The sequence below is a fragment of the Pseudomonas sp. PDM21 genome, from assembly GCF_014852505.2.
In the GTDB taxonomy this organism is placed as follows: Bacteria; Pseudomonadota; Gammaproteobacteria; order Pseudomonadales; family Pseudomonadaceae; genus Pseudomonas.
Genome location: NZ_CM181223.1, coordinates 6,545,398 through 6,563,320, shown reverse-complemented (window position 1 = coordinate 6,563,320; position 17,923 = coordinate 6,545,398). Strand labels below are relative to the sequence as shown.

Below are 17,923 nucleotides of genomic sequence, written 5' to 3'. Positions count from 1 at the left end.
GTAGGAGCGAGGGGGACGCCTGGTTCTTGCTCGCGAACGGAACCCCAAGCGGAGCCTGTTCGCGAGCAAGCCAGCTCCTACCAAAAGCAGTTCGGTGCGGGTGTTCGGTCTGGCGGCGAAACGTAGGGCGAATGAAGCGGAACGCTTCATCCGCCATGGCGGATAACGCCTGGGGCACTATGCGCCCTGCAGTGCGTTCACAGGTAGCGGCGGAAAGCGGGAATCAGCGCGGCAACCACACCATCATCACCCCGCAGAACACCGCGAGGATGACGCAGTACCAGGCGAAGCGCCGCAGCCTGCGCTGCTTCGCCAGCTCCTGGTCCACCGGCAGGGGCATCCCGCACTGCGGGCAGTCCGCCGCGTCCTCGGGGCTCTCGTGCTGGCAGTACAGGCACTGGCGCATGGCTTACTCGAACTGTTCCAGCCGCGATACGTCGAGTACCTGCACGGTGCGACCGTTGAGGTCGATGATGTGCTCGTCGATCAGGCGCCGCAGCACGCGGGAGAAGGTTTCCGGCTGGATCGACAGGTGCCCGGCCACCAGCTGCTTGGCCATCGGCAGTTCGAAGCGGCCGTCCTGGTTGCCATGGCGGTTGAGCTGGGTGATCAGGTAGCGCACCACGCGGTGGGTGGAGTTCTTCAGCGACAGCGTCTCGATCTCGTTGATCCGCCGGTGCAGGCGCACGCAGAGGGTGGCGAGCAGGGAGAAGGGCAGCTGCGGGTTGCTGTGCAGCAGCTCCATGTAGGTGCGGTTGGCGAAGCGGTAGACCTGCGTGGGCTCCAGCGCCTGGGCCGAGGCCACGTAGTCTGAGGTGTCCATCAGCATCATGGCTTCGGCGAAGGTCTGCCGGCTGCCGACGACCTCCAGCACCTTTTCCTGTCCCTCCGGCGTCAGGCGGTAGATCTTCACCGCACCGGAAATCACGAAGTAGAAGGAGTGGGCCGGCTCGCCCTGGAGGAACAGCTTGTCGCCTTTCTCCAGGTTGAGCAGCGTGCTGGTGGCGAGCAGCTGCTCCAGCTGTTCTTCGTTGAGTACGTTGAACAGATGGTGGCCGCACAGAATCTGGTGGTGGACGCGATGCGCGAGCATGGCGGAGCGCTCCTGGGCGGGGACAATCCCGCCAGTATGCGCGATGCCGCTGGGCAGCGTGGTGAGACAAGCTGTCACTGGTCGCCCTCCTGGCTCCCGGTCCGGCACTCAGGCCGGGTGGTTGGCGCCCAGGAACAGCAGGTTGTTCTCCAGGTGGATGTGCTGCATCAGGTCGCGACGCAGCTCTTCCAGGCCGCTGTAGAGCCGGCGCCAGCTGTTGCAGCCGTCCGCCGGCACGGTGAGGTCGTCGGTCAGGTCGGCCAGCGCGGCGAGGGATTGCGAGTGTTCGTCGTGCTCATGACGCATCACGCCGATCGGGCCCTGCACGTGGGTCAGCGGGATGCCCTGGCGCAGCCAGGGGAACAGCACGCTTTCCTCCTTGCACATGTGCCATTCCAGCTCTTCCTGCATCTTCTTCAGGTGCGCGGTCAGCCCGGCGGGGCATTGCGGATGCGCGGCATGGGTCTTCTCGACGCGCTCGGCCAGCGGGATCAGCGCCGGCAATTGCTCGCGGTGGACCTTGTGGTAGCGCTCGAGGATGTGGTCGATCAGCTGGTCGTTGCTGGTCAGGCGCCAGTCGGTCTGGTCGTTGGCAGGCGGCAGCGATTGCAGTTCGGCGGCGATGCGCTGGGCGTCGAGGCCCTGTTCGCTGGCGGCTTCGCCCAGGCTGCGCTGGCCGGCGCAGCAGAAGTCGAGTTTGTAGTCGTGGAACAGCGCGGAGCTGCCCGGCAGGCTGAAGGCCAGGTCGCTCAGGGTGCGCTCGGTGAGGTTGTCGTTCATGGCGGGCCTCGGGTGGCGTGGGGCACGGCGGCCGCAGTCGTCGTGGCGGTGCTGGTGAGTCTAGGGAAAGCGGCGCGTCGGTCTCCTTGATTGCAGTCAAGCGTCCTCGTGCGCTACTTCCCGCTCGTCGCCGCCAGCGACCCGCATCAGTTGCTGCGGGTCGCAAACCAGCAGCTTCTGCCGGCCTCCGATCACCAGGCCGCGGTCTTCCCAGGCGCTGAGGATGCGCGAGACGGTGTGCAGGGTGGTGCCGGTCATCTCGGCGATGTCCTGGCGGGTGACCGGGAAATCGATGCGGATGCCGTCGGCCTCCGGTCGGCCGGACTGCTGCACCAGGCGCAACACGGTGTGGGCGACGCGCCGTTCGACCTCTTCGGTGGCCAGCTCGCAGAAGCGCACGTGGGCTTCCTGCAGGCGCTCGCCGATGGCCTGCACGGTGTTCAGGGCGAAGCCGGGGTGGCGGGCGAGCAGGGGTTCCCACTGGCCGGTGGGCCAGGCCAGGACCAGGCTGTCCTGGCTGGCCGTGGCGGTCGCGGGGTAGTCGCGCCGGCCGAGGGCGCGGACGAAGCCGAACAGATCGCCCGGATTGACCACGCGCACCAGCACGCGCTGGCCGTCGCCGGTGAGCTGGGTGGCTTTCAGCCGGCCGTGCACCAGCAGGTAGAAGCTGGTTGCCGGCGAGCCTTGCTCGAACACGGCCACGCCGCTGTTCAGGCGCAGGATGCTGGCCTGGCGGAGGATGTCGTCCTGTTCCTCGCGGCTGCTGTTGGCAAATGGCGGCAAGCTGCCCAGCCAGGCGCGGTTCAGCGAGATATCAGCGGTCACGGCAATGATTCCCGTCGGTTCGCCGCAGCATAACGGTTAAGCGCTGCGGCGAAACTTGAGGGGAATCAAGGGATGTCTCTGACCAGGCGGAAGCCGAGGTTGTCCGGTGGCTGGCCGGCGCTGCAGCCGCCGCCGCGGGCATCGCGGACGAAATCGTTGATCGCCGCGCGGTGACGCCCTTCGGCGATGCGGATCGAGCAGTACTCGGCGCGGTGGGTCTGGGCGCCCTGGGCGTCGAGGTTGACCCGCTGGTGGCAGCTCTGGGTCCATTCCCAGACGTTGCCGCCCAGGTCGGCCACGCCGTACTCGTTCAGCCCGTGGTTGCCGCGCGCCTGGGGCAGCGCCGAGGCGCTGGTGCGGGTTTCCGCTTCCAGACGATAGCGCGCCAGCCAGCGCCGGGCGGGGTTGCTGCCATCGTCGTCTTCGATGCGCAGGGCATCGTCGGCCCAGCGCGTACCGGCGAAGAAGGCCCACTCGCGGTCGGTGGGCAGCCGCCACTGCTGGCCGGTGCGCCGCGACAGCCAGTCGGCGTACAGCTGCGCGTCCAGCAGGCTGGCGCCGGTCAGCGGCAGGTCGTCGCGGGGAGTGCTGTTGTCCAGTGCCAGGCAATCGCCCTCGGCGACGCAGCGGGCGTATTCGCCCTGGCTGACCTGGAATTTCATGACTTCAAAGCGCGGGGTGAGGTGTTCACGCTGCGACGGCGCATCCACTGCCTGTTTCTCCAGCCAGTAGTCGCCCGCCGGGCGAAAGTCGAAGTCGCGGGGTTCGAGTCTCACGGTTTGCGGCGCGAGTTCCGGCGCGTACTGCGGCCGTAGCAGGAGGAAGGCCCCGCCCAGCAGCAGTGCGACGGGGACGCCGATCAGGAGGGTCTTGCGCATGGTTGGCCCGGTCGCCCGTATCGTTTACTGGGTAAGGGCCGGCCCGGGAGGGGCCGGCCTCGGGGCTTACTTGATCGCAGTCGGCGGCTGGATCTGGCTCATCAGGTCGTTGTTCCATTGGCCTTCGACCTGGATGTGCGCCGCGGCGCCCAGCAGCACAGCCTCGATGAGGTTGTGGTTGAGGTAGGTGTACAGGCCCGGCTGCAGGAAGGTGTACAGCGCAGCGCCGGCCGCACCGCCCGGAATGAACCAGGTTTCCAGGTCTTCCTCCGGCGGGTTGTGGAACTTGCCGGTGGCCCAGACGTGGTCGCCATGGCCGCCGATGAGGTGCGGGCGAGTATCGCGGTTGGCCTGGGAGTGGACGATCAGCACGGTTTCGCCGACGTTGGCCTTGAGCGCGTTCTTGCCGGTGAGGGCGCCGACCTTGCCGTTGAACACGATGTGGCTGGGGATCAGCCCCTTCATGACTTCCTGCATGTCGTTGTAGCTTTCCATCGGCGTGCCATAGCGCTTGAAGTTGCCGTCCTTGTCGCGCGGGACGTAGTAGTCCTGTTCGCCGATATAGACCACCTTGTCGTACTTCAGGGACTTGCCTTCGCGGTCCTTCAGGCCGTCGCGCGGCAGCACCATGATCGCGCCGTTCATCCCCGAGACCACGTGCCACGGGATCATCGCGCCGCCTGGAGCGCAGTGGTAGACGAACACGCCGGGGCGGGTCGCGCGAAAACGCAGCTTCACTTCCTCGCCGGGCTGGATGATGGTCAGCGCGCCGCCACCCAGGGCGCCGGTGGAGGCATGGAAGTCGATGTTGTGGGTCAGGGTGTTGGTTGCCGGGTTCACCAGGGTGAGCTCCAGGTAGTCGTCCTGGTGCACCACCATCATTGGCCCGGGCACCGAGCCGTTGAAGGTCATGGCGTGGATCTCGGTGCCATCGTCGTCGATGACCAGCTTCTTCTCCTCGATCACCATGCGGAACTGCACGACCTTGGGCTTGCCCTTTGCACGTTGCTCGTGGGCATGGACGAAGGGCGGAGCGACCAGTTCGATCTGGACGTGCTCCAGCTTCGAGAGGTCCGCGGCCGGCCCCATGTTCTTCGGCGCTGCCTCCCCGTCGGCCATGGCCTTGCCGCTGCCGAGCATGCTGCCGGTAACGCCCAGTACCACGGCGCCGGCCAGCAGGGTGCGGCGGGAAAGCGAAATCTCTTCCTGATCAAACATGGGTAACTCTCCGTAATCGACGAACTGTCGTTGGCTACAGAAATACCCGGTCGGCAGATTCCTTCTTTGAGCCGGAACAAAGAAGGAATCAGCTGGACAACGTGTCGCAGGCTCTGCTGTGCGGTAGATCGCGTTTACAGTCTTGTACCCATGCAGGCGGGCAAGACCGGGCGCGGCGAGGTAAGATTCTTCCTGCTCTGAATTCAGGCCCGGCGTGCGGGCTGCAACGGACAAGGATCATTCATGCGTCTGTACGGACTGACCCTGCTGGCCCTGATCACCGGCTGCCTTGGCGTGCAGGAAGCGCGCGCGAGCAGTGACGACTCCTGCTACCCGAGCTGGAACCTCAAGCGCGACTCGCTGGACGTGTGCAACAGCTTGCCGTTCCTCAGCCCGGGCAACGACAGCCGGGTCAACCTGCAACTGCTGCTGGCCGACGCCGGCCAGGCCAGCATTCCCAATCGCGCGCTGACCGACGACGAGCAGCAGCTGGGCTACGGCCAGGTGCCGTTCCCGCTGGCGCGCTGGCTGGAAGGTGCCGCGCCAGGGGATTCGACCGACAGCGCCAGCGCTGCCAGCACCGCACCGCTGGCCGACCTCGCCGCGCGCATCGGCCTGCCGGCGGATGCCGTGCAGCCCTCCGCGGACAGCTTCGCCAGCGGCGAAGGCAGTCGCTGCCGCAGCAACAACGCGGGCACCGCCCAGGATTTCCTCAGCCAGCTGTTGCTGGTCGACAGCCTTTCCGCCGGCGAACGGCAGGGCCTCGCCCGCGCGCGCCTGACCCTGCTGGGCGCCTGCCAGTGGGACGAAACCCAGCTCAGCGTGCTGCTGCCGGGTGACCTGCAGAGTGCGCAGGCCTTGGCCTACCGCAGCTACCTCAAGGGCGCCGCGGACTTCTACAGCGGGCGTTTCGGCGACGCGCTGAAATCCTTCCGCGCCCTGCGGGAAAGCGACCAGCCCTGGCTGAAGGAAACCTCGCGCTACATGGTCGCCCGTGCCCTGCTCAACCAGGCGCAGCAGAACGCCTTCGACGAGATGGGCTACCCGGACCTGCGCAAGGTCGACAAGAAAATCCTCGCCCAGGCCGACACCGCGCTGGGCGACTACCTCAAGGCTTATGCACAGGGCCGGTACAGCGCTTCGGCCAAGGGCCTGACGCGCCGCGTCTACTGGCTGATGAGCGATGAAAGCCGACTGGCCGGCGAGTACGCCGCACTGTTCGCCCGCGAAGATGCCGACGATCTCGCCCAGCTGGTTCAGGAAGTCGACAACAAGCTGCTGGTCACCGCTCATCCGGCCGACGTGCGCGACGCGCGCCTGCTGGCGGTGCTCGACCTGATGCAGATGCGCCACCACGAGCCCAACGAGCCCCGCGCCCTCGACGGCGCTGGCCTGGCCGCGCAGAAGGACCTGTTCGCCAGGTACCCCGGCCTGCACGACTACCTGACGGCAGCCTTCCTGCTGTACGTCGAGGAAAAGCCCGCCGAGGCGCTGAAGTCCTTACCCGCGGAGCTGCCGGCGAAGCTCGATTACCTTGCCTTCAGCCAGCAGACCCTGCGGGGTTTCGCCCTGGAAGCCGGTAACGACTGGATCGCCGCCGAGAAGCTCTGGCTGCGCCTGCTGCCGCTCGCCGAGCAACCGCTGCAGCGCGAGCAGCTGGAGCTGGCGCTGGCTTTCAACTACGAGCGCAGCGACCGCCTGGTGAAGGTCTTCGCCGAAGGCTCGCCGGTGCATACGCCGATCATCCGCGAGATTCTCCTGCGCCATGTCGCCGGTCCCGACCTGCTGCGCCAGCAGGCCAAATCCACCAGCATCTCGGTGGAGGAGCGCGACACCGCGCTGTTCGCGCTGCTCTACAAGGACCTGCTGCACGGCCAGTACCAGGCCTATATCGACGACCTCGCGCTGTTGCCCACCGACGGCAGCGGCAAGCCGCTGGGCGCCAGCATCGGCTACCTCTACGGCAGCATGCCGCTGTCGCTGTTCCAGTGGCCGGGCGGCAAGAACGACAGCGGCTACGAATGCCCGGCCATCGTCGACGTTGCGCGTGATCTGCTGCAGAACCCGCAGCCGCCCAAGGCGCTGAACTGCCTCGGCGAGTTCATCCTGCGCAACGGCCTGGACGGCTTCCCGCTGGATACCCAGCCCAGCGAGCGCGAGCTGGGCGGCGGCGAATCGCTGTTCCCCGGCATGCCCTATTCGCGCATGGACGGCTACCTCAAGGTCATCGCCGACAAGCAGGCGCTGGAAGAGGACCGCGCCTACGCGCTGTTCCGCGCCATCAACTGCTTCGCGCCCAGCGGCTACAACGGTTGCGGCAGCCAGGACATCGCTCCGTCGCAGCGCAAGCAGTGGTTCCGCACCCTCAAGGGCCAGTACTCCGCCACGCCCTGGGCGAAGTCCCTGAAGTACTACTGGTAAGCCCCGTGCGGCGCGTGCTGGCCCTGGCGCTGGCGTTGCTCGCGGGCAACGCCCCGGCGGCCGGCGTGGACGCCGCGGACCACAATGCCTTCTGGCTCTGGAGCGGCGTCGCACCCCAGCCGGTGCTGGCCCAGGCACGCACTCTCTACGTCCTGCAGGGGCAGGTCAGCGCGCCGCGCCATAGCGATGGTCGCGCCCGGCTGATTGCCCAGGGCATTGCCATCCCGCGCCTGAAGCAGGGCGAGGTGTGGGTGGTCTACCGCGCCCACACCCTGCGCTGGAACGAAGACATCTACCGCACCCTGCTCTCGCAACTGCGCCGCTGGCGTGCTGCCGGCAATCCGGTGGTCGGCGTGCAGATCGACTTCGATGCGCGCACGCGCTACCTGAACGAGTACGTCGACTTCCTCCAGGATCTGCGCACGCGTCTGCCTGCGGGCTGCAAGCTGAGCATCACCGGGCTGATGGACTGGGGCAGCAACGCCGCGCCGGAGACCATCAACCGCCTGGCCGGCGTGGTGGACGAAGTGGTGGTGCAGACCTACCAGGGGCGCCAGACCATCCCCAACTACCAGGCTTACCTGCCGCGCGTGGCGCGCCTGCAACTGCCCTTCCGCATCGGACTGGCGCAATACGGGGAATGGCAGGCACCGGCCTACCTGGCGAAGAGCCGGTGGTTCAGGGGGTATGTGGTGTTCCTGCAGAACCCTTGAGCCCGTTGGGACCCAGCCTGGAGGGCTCTTCGCAGGACGGGCGCTTTCCGGTAGCAGCGTAGGGCGCATAACGCCTCGGGCGTTATCCGTGATCGCGGGTATGGCCCGCTCCGACAGGGAGACTCCTGCGGTCAGTCAGTTCCCGCCACACCCGCACTTTCCGCAATCGCTCCCGCAACCGCCGGCTGCCGCTGGCTCCCGCGCATCGCGGGTACTGCCGCCCTTCAGGTTGCGCATCAGCAAGGCATATTGCAGGTCCAGCTCCTCGGGCAGCGGAAGGTAGACCACATGCCCGTCACCGGGCGCGACGCCGGTGGATTCGCCGCGGTTGTTCTCCAGCGCATGCAGGCGGAAAGTGCGGTTGCCCGCCGGGGTCATCAGTTCGACGCTGTCGCCCACTTCGAAGCGGTTCTTCACCCGCACCTCGGCCAGGCCATTTCGGCGCTCGCCGGTGAACTCGCCGACGAACTGCTGGCGCTCGGAGAGGGAGTGGCCGTACTGGTAGTTCTGGTATTCGTCGTGCACATGGCGGCGCAGGAAGCCCTCGGTGTAGCCGCGGTGGGCGAGGGACTCCAGGGTGTCCATCAGGCCGAGGTCGAAGGCGCGCCCGGCGACGGCATCGTCGATGGCCTTGCGGTAGGCCTGGGCAGTGCGCGCGACGTAGTAGTGGGACTTGGTCCGGCCCTCGATCTTCAGCGAATGCACGCCCATCTGCGTCAAACGTTGCACGTGCTGGATGGCGCGCAGGTCCTTGGAGTTCATGATGTAGGTGCCGTGCTCGTCCTCGTAGGCCTCCATCAGCTCGCCGGGGCGGTTGGCTTCTTCGAGCAGGACGATTTCCTTCGTCGGCGCGCCGATGCCCAGGGTCGGTTGGACGTTGCGCACTGCGTGGCCCAGCTCGTCCTCATGGGCGGCGTGGGTCTGGTATTCCCAGCGGCAGGCGTTGGTGCAGGTGCCCTGGTTGGGGTCGCGGCGGTTGATGTAGCCCGACAGCAGGCAGCGCCCGGAATAGGCCATGCACAGCGCGCCGTGGACAAAGACTTCCAGCTCCATCCCCGGCACGCGCTCGCGGATCTCGCCGATTTCCTCCAGCGATAGCTCGCGGGACAGGATCACCCGCTTGAGCCCCTGCTGGCGCCAGAACTCCACGCTGGCCCAGTTCACCGCGTTGGCCTGAACCGAGAGATGGATGTCAACCTCGGGGAAATGCTGGCGAACCAGCATGATCAGGCCGGGATCTGACATGATAAGCGCATCCGGCCCGAGGGCGATCACCGACTCCACGTCCTGCAGGAAGGTCTTCAGCTTGGCGTTGTGCGGGGCGATGTTGACCACCACGTACAGGCGCTTGCCCTGGGCGTGGGCCTCGTGGATGCCGGTGGCGAGGTTGGCGTGGTCGAACTCGTTGTTGCGTACCCGCAGGCTGTAGCGCGGCTGGCCGGCGTAGACGGCATCGGCGCCATAGGCGAAGGCGTGGCGCAGGCTCTTCAGCGAGCCGGCGGGGCAGAGCAGTTCGGGGGAAAACGGGGTGGGGGACATGGCGGCGCAGCGGGTAGTGGGAAAAAGGCCGCCACTCTAGGAAATCCGCGGGCTGCGCGTGCTGAGCGAGGTCAACGGATGCTAAGTCCGTTATGTCCGTCCTGCTCTTCGTAGGATGGGTGGAGCGCAGCGATACCCATGCTGTCGGCGCGCGGAACTGATGGGTATCGCTTCGCTCCACGCCATCCTACACGGCGTTCATCCGGCGAAATCGGCTTGGCGCATTACTCCAGCCATTTACGGCCCTGCAGCTCCAGCAGCGTCTGCGCCTGTTCCGGCCCGTTGCTGCCGGCGGGGTAGGGGCGCGGGCTCAGGTAGTGCTCGTGCCAGCCCTTGATGATCGGGTCGACCCAGCTCCAGGCCGCTTCCACTTCGTCGCGGCGCATGAACAGCGTCGAGTCGCCCTCGATCACGTCCAGCAGCAGGCGTTCGTAGGCGTCCCAGCGGCGCTTGTTGGTGCTGAAGGCCTGGGCGAGGTTGAGGTCGAGTTCCACCGGCTCCAGCTGCATGCCCTTGCCGGGGGCCTTGGCCATCAGCTGCACGCTGATGCGCTCCTCCGGCTGCAGTCTTATCCACAGGCGGTTGGCCGCGCCGGCGCCGCTGCCGATCAGGCTGTTGGGCACCGGCTTGAACTGGATGACGATCTCCGAGCACTTCTTCGCCATGCGCTTGCCGGTGCGCAGGTAGAACGGCACGCCGCCCCAGCGCCAGTTGTCGATCTCGGCCTGAACGGCGACGAAAGTCTCGGTATCGCTGTCGTTGTCGACATTTTTCTCGAACCAGTAGGCCGGCACTTCCTGCCCGCCGATGTGCCCGGCGGTGTACTGGCCGCGCACGGTCTTGTCCTGCACGTCCTGCCCGGAAATCGGCCGGAGCGCCTGGAGAATCTTCACCTTCTCGTTGCGCACCGCCTCGGCGTCGAAGCGCACCGGCGCCTCCATGGTCACCAGGCAGAGCAGTTGCAGCAGGTGGTTCTGCACCATGTCACGCATGGCCCCGGCATGGTCGTAGTAGCTGCCGCGGTTCTCCACGCCCAGGGTTTCGCTGACGGTGATCTGCACGTGGTCGATGTGCCCGTTGCGCCACACCGGCTCGAACAGGGTGTTGGCAAAGCGCAGGGCCATCAGGTTCTGCACGGTTTCCTTGCCCAGGTAGTGATCGATGCGGAACACCCGCGATTCGTCGAATACTTCGCCGATGGCCTGGTTGATCGCCACCGCCGATTCCAGCGAATGCCCCAACGGCTTTTCCAGCACGATGCGCGCCAGCGGCCCGGCGAGACCGGCAATCTTCAGGTTCTGCGCAATCGGCGCGAACAGGCTCGGTGCGGTGGCCAGGTAGTGCACCAGCACCCGGCCCTCCGTGCGTTTGAGGGCCTTGGCCACGCGACCGAAGTCGGCGCTCTGGGAGGCGTCCATCGCCACGTATTCCAGGCGCTGGGCGAAACTGCGCCAGGCCTCGGCGGAAAAGTCGCTGCGCGCCACCTGGGCGCGGCAGTTGCGTTCGGCCAGGGCGAGGTAGGCGGCGTTGTCGCGCTGGCTGCGGGCGAGGGCGAAGATCCGCGTGTCGGCCGGCAGGCGATTCTCCCGGTGCAGGTGGTAGAGCGCCGGCAGCAGCTTGTGCAGCGCCAGGTCACCGCTGCCGCCGAACACCAGAATGTCGCAGGAGCTGGGAAGACTAAGGCTGGCGGGCGTATTCAAGACTTATTCCCTGGGCGTGGCGGTTAGTTTTGTAGTATAACTACAACAAGACTACATAAATTTCAGACAACTATCACCGAGCCTATCCCTGTGAACCTTTTGCAGCACATTGCCCAGTCGCGTCATCTGCTCCGCAAGTCGGAGCTCAAGGTTGCCGATCACGTGATGCAGGACCCTGCATCGGTCATGCACAGCTCCATGGCGGACCTCGCCCATAGCGTCGGCGTCAGCGAGCCGACCATCGTGCGCTTCTGTCGCGCCATCGGCTGCAGCGGCTTCCAGGACCTCAAGCTGAAGCTGGCGCAGAGCCTGGCCGCCGGCGCCAGTTTCGGCCAGTTCTCGATCAACGAGAGCGACTCGGTGGCGGACTTCAGCCTGAAGATCTTCGACACCACCCTGCACTCGCTGATGGAAGTGCGCGAGAACCTCGACACCCACGCCCTGGAGCGCGCCATCGCGGCCATCGCCCATGCCCAGCGCGTCGAGTTCTATGGCTTCGGCGCCTCCGGCGCGGTGGCGGCGGACGCCCAGCACAAGTTCTTCCGCCTGCTGCTGTCGGCGGCGGCTTACTCCGATCCGCACATGCAGGCCATGTCGGCGGTGACCCTGAAGCCCTCGGACGTGGCGATCTGCATCTCCCAGTCCGGCCGCTCCAAGGACCTGCTGGTGACCGCCAACCTGGTGCGCGAAGCCGGCGCCACGCTGATCACCCTGTGCCCCAGCCAGACCCCGCTGGCGGACCTGGCCACGGTGAACCTGGCGGTGGACGTGCACGAAGACACTGATATCTACACCCCGCTGACCTCGCGTATCGCCCACCTGGTGGTGATCGACGTGCTGGCAATGGGCGTGGCCATGGCCCGTGGCCCGGACCTGGTGAATCACCTCAAGAGCGTGAAGCGCAGCCTGCGCAGCCTGCGCCTGTCGCCGAAGGTGGTGAAGAACCACGAGGAGCGCCCGGAAGAGGCGTCCTGATTCATCCCTGACGGTGTCGCCGACCGCCCGTCGGCGTCACCGGCGCTTCACCCTCGCGTCGTCAAACGGTCATCCGCCGTCAGCATGCTGGCGTCTCCAGCCCTTAGGCCTTGGGAGATGCGAGATGCCCCGCCATATCGACGACACCCAGCTCCAAGTGGATAGCAAGACCCGCCGCAAGCTCGAAGACCAGCGCCGCATGCAGTTCCGTCGCGCCATCGAGGACCGTATGGAGGCCCAGCGCCTCGCCCTCGAAACCTCCGATTACCCCGACCTGATCGCGGCCGCCTACCTCACTTCGGCGAAGGCGGGCCGGCGAAGCGTTCGGCCAGCTGGCTGATCAGCGCCCGCTCTTCACGGATGAAGGCGACGAACGCCTGGGCTACCGGGCTCAGGCGCTTGCCGCGGGCGTGCACCAGACACCAGCTGCGGTAGAGCGGCAGTTCTTCCACCGGCAGCTCGTGCAGCAGCCCGGATTGCAGTTCGCGGCTCACCGCGTGGCGCGGCAGCAGCGCCAGTCCCAGACCCGCCAGCACCCCTTCGCGTGAACCCTCCAGCGAGGCGAACTCCAGCGTCTGCGGGAAGTGCGCGCGCTTCTGCTGGAAATGTTCCTCGCAGGCCTTGCGCGTGCCCGAGCCGGGCTCGCGGATCAGCAGCGGGTAGGGTTCCAGGTCCTTCAGCGAAAGCTTCGCGGCGTTGCACAGCGGATGGTCCGGCGGCGCCACGGCCACAATGGGGTTGTTCAGGAACGGCAGGAATTCCAGCGCCATGTCCTGCGGCACCAGGGACATGATCACCAGGTCGTCGCGGTTGTCCGACAGGCGCTTGATCACCTGGGCGCGGTTGACCACCGTGAGGTTCAGGCTGACGTCCGGGTGCTGCGCGTGGAAGGCGGCGAACAGGTGCGGGGTGATGTACTTGGCGCTGGATTCCACCGCCAGGCGCAGCTGGCCCTGCAGCGAGCCCTTGAGGTCGGAGAGGTTCATGTCCAGCACTTCCAGGCGCTGGAAGATGTCGGTGGTGGCGCGCAGCAAGGCGTCGGCGGCGTCGGTCTGGTAGAGCTTCTTGCCGATGTACTCGAACAGCGGCTGCCCGACCAGTTCTTCCAGCTGGCGGATCTGCAGGCTGACCGCCGGCTGGGTCAGGGCCATTTCCTCCGCCGCGCGGCTGTAGGAACGGCTTTCGCACACCGCACGAAAAACCTGCAGCTGGCGAAGGGTCATACGCATCAATGACTTACGCATAGAACACGGCCTGATCGCGACATTTCCGCTCAACTATAAAGCATTCTTTATGGCTACCCCAATAATTATTGATTTTGGTTAATCCTCCCTCCCGCGCTAGGGTAAAAACACGCCGGAACCCGCTCCGGCCGAGCCATACCTACAAGAAGTGTCCACAAGAGAATCCAGCTGCCGTGTCCGGGGCTGCCGATGGGTTTTTACGCCGGGGTCCAAAAGGCCCGGGCCGAGGGAAAGCCGCAGTGATCAAGAAAATCCTGATCGCCAACCGTGGGGAGATCGCAGTCCGGATCGTGCGCGCCTGCGCCGAGATGGGCATCCGTTCGGTGGCCGTCTATTCCGATGCCGACCGTCACGCCCTGCACGTCAAGCGCGCCGACGAAGCCCACAGCCTGGGCGCCGATCCGCTGGCGGGTTACCTGAACCCCCGCGCCCTGGTGAACCTGGCGGTGGAAACCGGCTGCGACGCCCTCCACCCGGGCTACGGCTTCCTCTCCGAGAACGCCGAGCTGGCCGATATCTGCGCCGAGCGCGGGATCAAGTTCATCGGCCCGTCGGCTGAAGTCATCCGCCGCATGGGCGACAAGACCGAAGCGCGCCGCAGCATGATCGCCGCTGGCGTGCCCTGCACCCCTGGCACCGAAGGCAACGTCGCCGACCTGGCCGAAGCCCTCTCCGAAGCCGAGCGCATCGGCTACCCGGTGATGCTCAAGGCCACCTCCGGCGGTGGCGGCCGCGGCATCCGCCGCTGCAACAGTCGCGAAGAGCTGGAGCAGAACTTCCCCCGCGTGATCTCCGAGGCCACCAAGGCCTTCGGCAGCGCGGAAGTCTTCCTCGAGAAGTGCATCGTCAACCCCAAGCACATCGAGGCGCAGATTCTCGCCGACTCCTTCGGCAACACCGTGCACCTGTTCGAGCGCGACTGCTCGATCCAGCGCCGCAACCAGAAGCTCATCGAGATCGCCCCCAGCCCGCAGCTCACCCCCGAGCAGCGCGCCTACATCGGTGACCTGTCGGTGCGCGCGGCCAAGGCCGTGGGCTACGAGAACGCCGGCACCGTGGAGTTCCTGCTCGCCGATGGCGAGGTGTACTTCATGGAGATGAATACCCGCGTGCAGGTGGAACACACCATCACCGAGGAAATCACCGGCATCGATATCGTCCGCGAGCAGATCCGCGTGGCCTCCGGCCTGCCGCTCTCGGTCAAGCAGGAAGACATCATCCACCGTGGCTTCGCGCTGCAGTTCCGGATCAACGCCGAAGACCCGAAGAACAACTTCCTGCCGTCCTTCGGCAAGATCACCCGCTACTACGCGCCCGGCGGCCCCGGCGTGCGCACCGACACGGCGATCTATACCGGCTACACCATCCCGCCGTACTACGACTCGATGTGCCTGAAGCTGGTGGTCTGGGCGCTGACCTGGGAAGAGGCGCTGGACCGTGGCCTGCGTGCGCTGGACGACATGCGCGTGCAGGGCGTGAAGACCACCGCCGCCTACTACCAGGAAATCCTCAAGAACCCGGAATTCCGTAATGGCCAGTTCAATACCAGCTTCGTCGAAAGCCATCCGGAACTGACCCAGTACTCCATCAAGCGCACCCCGTCGCACCTGGCCATCGCCATCGCTACCGCCATTGCCGCCCACGCTGGCCTGTGAGGAATTCGTACATGACCGTTTCCAAGAAAGTCACCGTCACCGATACCATCCTGCGCGACGCTCACCAGTCGCTGCTGGCGACCCGGATGCGCACCGAAGACATGCTGCCGATCTGCGACAAGCTCGACCAGGTCGGCTACTGGTCGCTGGAAGTCTGGGGCGGCGCCACCTTCGACGCCTGCGTGCGCTTCCTCAAGGAAGACCCGTGGGAGCGCCTGCGCAAGCTCAAGGCCGCGCTGCCCAACACCCGCCTGCAGATGCTCCTGCGCGGACAGAACCTGCTGGGTTACCGCCACTACAGCGATGACGTGGTGCGTGCCTTCGTCGCCAAGGCGGCGGTCAACGGCATCGACGTGTTCCGCATCTTCGACGCAATGAACGACGTGCGAAACCTGCGTGTTTCCATCGAGGCCGTGAAGGCCGCCGGAAAGCACGCCCAGGGCACCATCGCCTACACCACCAGCCCGGTGCATACCATCGATGCCTTCGTTGCCCAGGGCAAAGCCATGGCCGACATGGGCGTGGATTCCATCGCCATCAAGGACATGGCCGGCCTGCTGACCCCCTACGCCACCGGCGAGCTGGTCAAGGCGCTGAAGGACGCGTTGCCGCTGGATGTGGTCGTCCACTCCCACGACACCGCCGGCGTTGCCAGCATGTGCCAGCTCAAGGCTGTTGAAAACGGCGCCGACCGCATCGACACCGCCATCTCCAGCATGGCCTGGGGCACCAGCCATCCGGGCACCGAGTCCATGGTTGCCGCCCTGCGCGACACGCCGTTCGACACCGGCCTCGACCTGGAACTGATCCAGGAAATCGGCATGTACTTCCACGCCGTGCGCAAGAAGTACCACCAGTTCGAGAGCGAGTTCACTGGCGTGGATACCCGCGTCCAGGTCAACCAGGTACCGGGCGGGATGATTTCCAACCTGGCCAACCAGCTCAAGGAGCAGGGCGCGCTGAACCGCATGGCCGAGGTGCTTGCGGAGATCCCGAAGGTGCGCGCCGACCTCGGCTTCCCGCCCCTGGTCACCCCGACCTCGCAGATCGTCGGCACCCAGGCGTTCTTCAACGTCCTGGCCGGCGAGCGCTACAAGACCATCACCAACGAGGTGAAGCTCTACCTGCAGGGCCGCTACGGCAAGGCGCCGGGCAAGATCGACGAAACCCTGCGTCGCCAGGCCATCGGCAACGAGGAAGTGATCGACGTGCGCCCGGCCGACCTGCTCAAGCCGGAGCTGAGCAAGCTGCGCGAAGAGATCGGTAGCCTGGCCAAGTCCGAAGAGGACGTGCTGACCTTCGCCATGTTCCCGGACATCGGCCGCAAGTTCCTCGAAGAGCGTGCCGCCGGTACCTTGAAACCCGAAGAGCTGCTGCCGATCCCCAACGGCAAGGGCGTCGCCGCTGCTGGCGGTGAAGGCGTACCGACCGAGTTCGTGGTCGACGTGCACGGCGAAAGCTACCGCGTGGACATCACCGGCGTCGGCGTGAAGACCGACGGCAAGCGCCACTTCTACCTGTCGGTGGATGGCATGCCCGAAGAGGTGGTGTTCGAGCCGCTCAACGAGTTCATCGGCGGCGGCGGCAACAAGCGCAAGCAGGCCAGCGAGCCGGGCCATGTCAGCACCACCATGCCGGGCAACATCGTCGACGTGCTGGTCAAGGAAGGCGACAGCGTGAAGGCCGGCCAGGCCGTGCTGATCACCGAAGCAATGAAGATGGAGACCGAAGTGCAGGCGGGCATCGCCGGTACCGTGAAGGCCATCCACGTAGCCAAGGGCGACCGGGTCAACCCCGGTGAGATCCTGGTTGAAATTGAAGGCTGACCAAGGACAGACGGGTCTTTAAGGTTCAGTCCCACGGGGGAGCATGATGCTCCCCCTTTTTTTGTCCGCTGGTTTTACCGCTTTGCTTGATCTGCGTCGGAAACTTCCTTCAGAAACTCATTAGCGTCGACGCTGGGAAAACTGACGGGGTTCGGCGATGGGGAGAGTCGTACTGGTGTGGGTGCTGCTTTGCGCGAGCGCCCAGGCATGGGGTCAGTCGTCGGAGATGATGGAGCGTCTCGCCGCGCTGGAGCAGGACCCGGCCAAGCGCGAGCAGGCCTATGCGGCGGCCGAGGAGCGCATCCTGCTGTGCAGCAAGTGCCACGGCAAGGACGGCAACAGCAAGCGCGAGTACATCCCCAACCTGGCCGGGCAGAACCCGCAGTACCTCTTCGACGCCTTCGAGAAGTACGTCGACGGCCAGCGCACCGACTTCGTCATGAACCAGGCGGCCAAGCTGCTGACCCTCAACGAGCGGGTCAACATCGCCTACTACTTCAGCCAGCAGAAGGTCCTGCCGCGCGCGGAAGCGGCGCCGGACCCGGTGCGGGTGGAGCAGGGCGCCCAGCGATTCGCCACCGTCTGCGTCACCTGCCACGGCAACAACGCCATGGGGCACGATGGATTTCCGCGCATCGCCGGACAGCCACAGGCCTACCTGACCCATGCCCTGCAACGTTACCGCGACAAGGACCCGAGCCGCGCGGACTCGCCAATGCTGGCGGTGGCGGCACTACTCAACGATGACGACATCACCTCACTGGCTGCCTATCTCAGCCAGCTGCAGCCCTGAAAGCAGCCAGCCGCCCGGAGGCGGCTGGCTGCTGTACTGAGCGGCGGACGCTTTACTGTTGCTGATTGTCGGCCGGTTCGGCCGGAGCGGCAGCTTGTTCGGCGGGGGCAGCCTGTTCTACCGGCTTGGCTTCCGGCTGAGACGCGGGCCTGGTTTCCTGCTGGGTGGCGGCGGGGACGGCGGTCTTCGAGGCTTGTTCTTCTTGCTTGTCACAGGCGGCGAGAACGGCGCAGGTGGCGATCAGGATGCAAAGCTTTTTCATG

General features: G+C 66.0%; 17 protein-coding genes. 7 read left to right on the top strand and 10 right to left on the bottom strand.

Annotation, left to right across the window (positions count from 1 at the left end):
• Nucleotides 1–223 precede the first annotated feature (223 nt).
• The 6 genes from IB275_RS30240 to nirK form a co-directional block, all read right to left on the bottom strand.
• Entirely contained in the window at nucleotides 224–406 is a 183-nt protein-coding gene (locus IB275_RS30240; RefSeq protein ID WP_192294573.1) for a protein DnrP, read from the bottom strand.
• Between the two features lie 3 nt (nucleotides 407–409).
• A complete protein-coding gene (locus tag IB275_RS30235) occupies nucleotides 410–1,093 on the bottom strand; it encodes a Crp/Fnr family transcriptional regulator (protein ID WP_192294575.1) in 684 nt (227 codons plus the stop codon).
• Between the two features lie 108 nt (nucleotides 1,094–1,201).
• A complete protein-coding gene (gene ytfE / locus IB275_RS30230) occupies nucleotides 1,202–1,873 on the bottom strand; it encodes an iron-sulfur cluster repair protein YtfE (protein WP_192294576.1) in 672 nt (223 codons plus the stop codon).
• 96 nt (nucleotides 1,874–1,969) lie between these two features.
• Nucleotides 1,970–2,698 carry a Crp/Fnr family transcriptional regulator gene (locus IB275_RS30225; protein WP_285887807.1) on the bottom strand — a complete coding sequence of 243 codons (729 nt, stop codon included), beginning with the start codon at nucleotides 2,696–2,698 and terminating at the stop codon, nucleotides 1,970–1,972.
• A gap of 65 nt (nucleotides 2,699–2,763) precedes the next feature.
• The gene (locus IB275_RS30220; RefSeq protein WP_192294584.1) at nucleotides 2,764–3,576 is read right to left on the bottom strand and encodes an SUMF1/EgtB/PvdO family nonheme iron enzyme; all 813 of its coding nucleotides are present in this window, start codon (nucleotides 3,574–3,576) and stop codon (nucleotides 2,764–2,766) included.
• A 66-nt stretch (nucleotides 3,577–3,642) separates the two neighbouring features.
• Nucleotides 3,643–4,794, bottom strand: coding sequence for a copper-containing nitrite reductase (nirK, locus tag IB275_RS30215; RefSeq protein WP_192294586.1), 1,152 nt, complete (start codon nucleotides 4,792–4,794; stop codon nucleotides 3,643–3,645).
• 243 nt (nucleotides 4,795–5,037) lie between these two features.
• On the opposite strand from nirK, the gene IB275_RS30210 reads away from it, so the two are divergent.
• Both IB275_RS30210 and IB275_RS30205 read left to right on the top strand, forming a co-directional pair.
• Nucleotides 5,038–7,215 carry a PA5441 family protein gene (locus tag IB275_RS30210; protein ID WP_192294588.1) on the top strand — a complete coding sequence of 726 codons (2,178 nt, stop codon included), beginning with the start codon at nucleotides 5,038–5,040 and terminating at the stop codon, nucleotides 7,213–7,215.
• Nucleotides 7,216–7,220: 5 nt separating this feature from the next.
• A complete protein-coding gene (locus IB275_RS30205; RefSeq protein ID WP_192294590.1) occupies nucleotides 7,221–7,928 on the top strand; it encodes a DUF3142 domain-containing protein in 708 nt (235 codons plus the stop codon).
• A gap of 135 nt (nucleotides 7,929–8,063) precedes the next feature.
• Here IB275_RS30205 and trhP read toward each other — a convergent pair whose 3' ends face one another.
• Together trhP and zwf are read right to left on the bottom strand one after the other, a co-directional pair.
• Nucleotides 8,064–9,467 (bottom strand): prephenate-dependent tRNA uridine(34) hydroxylase TrhP, encoded by a 1,404-nt coding sequence (gene trhP, locus IB275_RS30200; protein ID WP_192294592.1) that lies wholly within the window; start codon nucleotides 9,465–9,467, stop codon nucleotides 8,064–8,066.
• A gap of 224 nt (nucleotides 9,468–9,691) precedes the next feature.
• On the bottom strand, nucleotides 9,692–11,167 hold the full coding sequence (gene zwf, locus IB275_RS30195; protein WP_192294594.1) for a glucose-6-phosphate dehydrogenase: 1,476 nt from the start codon (nucleotides 11,165–11,167) through the stop codon (nucleotides 9,692–9,694).
• Between the two features lie 90 nt (nucleotides 11,168–11,257).
• Here zwf and hexR point away from each other — a divergent pair, with 90 nt between their 5' ends.
• Together hexR and IB275_RS30185 are read left to right on the top strand one after the other, a co-directional pair.
• Nucleotides 11,258–12,142 (top strand): transcriptional regulator HexR, encoded by an 885-nt coding sequence (hexR, locus tag IB275_RS30190; protein ID WP_138213612.1) that lies wholly within the window; start codon nucleotides 11,258–11,260, stop codon nucleotides 12,140–12,142.
• A 124-nt stretch (nucleotides 12,143–12,266) separates the two neighbouring features.
• Nucleotides 12,267–12,482 carry a PA3496 family putative envelope integrity protein gene (locus IB275_RS30185; protein ID WP_081519099.1) on the top strand — a complete coding sequence of 72 codons (216 nt, stop codon included), beginning with the start codon at nucleotides 12,267–12,269 and terminating at the stop codon, nucleotides 12,480–12,482.
• Here IB275_RS30185 and IB275_RS30180 read toward each other — a convergent pair.
• Nucleotides 12,436–13,371, bottom strand: a complete 936-nt coding sequence (locus IB275_RS30180) for a LysR family transcriptional regulator (RefSeq protein WP_138213613.1) — start codon at nucleotides 13,369–13,371, stop codon at nucleotides 12,436–12,438. The two genes, IB275_RS30185 and IB275_RS30180, sit on opposite strands and share 47 nt — an antisense overlap.
• Before the next feature lie 254 nt (nucleotides 13,372–13,625).
• Between IB275_RS30180 and IB275_RS30175 the strand changes: the two genes are divergently transcribed.
• The 3 genes from IB275_RS30175 to IB275_RS30165 all read left to right on the top strand — a co-directional run bounded on the left by IB275_RS30175 (nucleotide 13,626) and on the right by IB275_RS30165 (nucleotide 17,660).
• The gene (locus IB275_RS30175; protein ID WP_024766119.1) at nucleotides 13,626–15,041 is read left to right on the top strand and encodes an acetyl-CoA carboxylase biotin carboxylase subunit; all 1,416 of its coding nucleotides are present in this window, start codon (nucleotides 13,626–13,628) and stop codon (nucleotides 15,039–15,041) included.
• Between the two features lie 11 nt (nucleotides 15,042–15,052).
• Nucleotides 15,053–16,867, top strand: a complete 1,815-nt coding sequence (gene oadA, locus IB275_RS30170; RefSeq protein WP_192294596.1) for a sodium-extruding oxaloacetate decarboxylase subunit alpha — start codon at nucleotides 15,053–15,055, stop codon at nucleotides 16,865–16,867.
• 157 nt (nucleotides 16,868–17,024) lie between these two features.
• Nucleotides 17,025–17,660 carry a c-type cytochrome gene (locus IB275_RS30165; RefSeq protein WP_225601796.1) on the top strand — a complete coding sequence of 212 codons (636 nt, stop codon included), beginning with the start codon at nucleotides 17,025–17,027 and terminating at the stop codon, nucleotides 17,658–17,660.
• 52 nt (nucleotides 17,661–17,712) lie between these two features.
• Here the strand turns inward: IB275_RS30165 and IB275_RS30160 are convergent, their stop codons facing one another.
• Nucleotides 17,713–17,922 (bottom strand): hypothetical protein, encoded by a 210-nt coding sequence (locus IB275_RS30160; protein WP_192294598.1) that lies wholly within the window; start codon nucleotides 17,920–17,922, stop codon nucleotides 17,713–17,715.
• Nucleotide 17,923: the final 1 nt, after the last annotated feature.

Bases quoted from the DNA above. Each gene is read 5' to 3' on its own strand.
- IB275_RS30240 (WP_192294573.1), bottom strand. From the start codon at position 406: ATGCGCCAGTGCCTGTACTGCCAGCACGAGAGCCCCGAGGACGCGGCG.
- IB275_RS30235 (WP_192294575.1), bottom strand. From the start codon at position 1,093: ATGCTCGCGCATCGCGTCCACCACCAGATTCTGTGCGGCCACCATCTG.
- ytfE (WP_192294576.1), bottom strand. From the start codon at position 1,873: ATGAACGACAACCTCACCGAGCGCACCCTGAGCGACCTGGCCTTCAGC.
- IB275_RS30220 (WP_192294584.1), bottom strand. From the start codon at position 3,576: ATGCGCAAGACCCTCCTGATCGGCGTCCCCGTCGCACTGCTGCTGGGC.
- nirK (WP_192294586.1), bottom strand. From the start codon at position 4,794: ATGTTTGATCAGGAAGAGATTTCGCTTTCCCGCCGCACCCTGCTGGCC.
- IB275_RS30210 (WP_192294588.1), top strand. From the start codon at position 5,038: ATGCGTCTGTACGGACTGACCCTGCTGGCCCTGATCACCGGCTGCCTT.
- trhP (WP_192294592.1), bottom strand. From the start codon at position 9,467: ATGTCCCCCACCCCGTTTTCCCCCGAACTGCTCTGCCCCGCCGGCTCG.
- IB275_RS30185 (WP_081519099.1), top strand. From the start codon at position 12,267: ATGCCCCGCCATATCGACGACACCCAGCTCCAAGTGGATAGCAAGACC.
- IB275_RS30180 (WP_138213613.1), bottom strand. From the start codon at position 13,371: ATGCGTATGACCCTTCGCCAGCTGCAGGTTTTTCGTGCGGTGTGCGAA.
- oadA (WP_192294596.1), top strand. From the start codon at position 15,053: ATGACCGTTTCCAAGAAAGTCACCGTCACCGATACCATCCTGCGCGAC.
- IB275_RS30165 (WP_225601796.1), top strand. From the start codon at position 17,025: ATGGGGAGAGTCGTACTGGTGTGGGTGCTGCTTTGCGCGAGCGCCCAG.
- IB275_RS30160 (WP_192294598.1), bottom strand. From the start codon at position 17,922: ATGAAAAAGCTTTGCATCCTGATCGCCACCTGCGCCGTTCTCGCCGCC.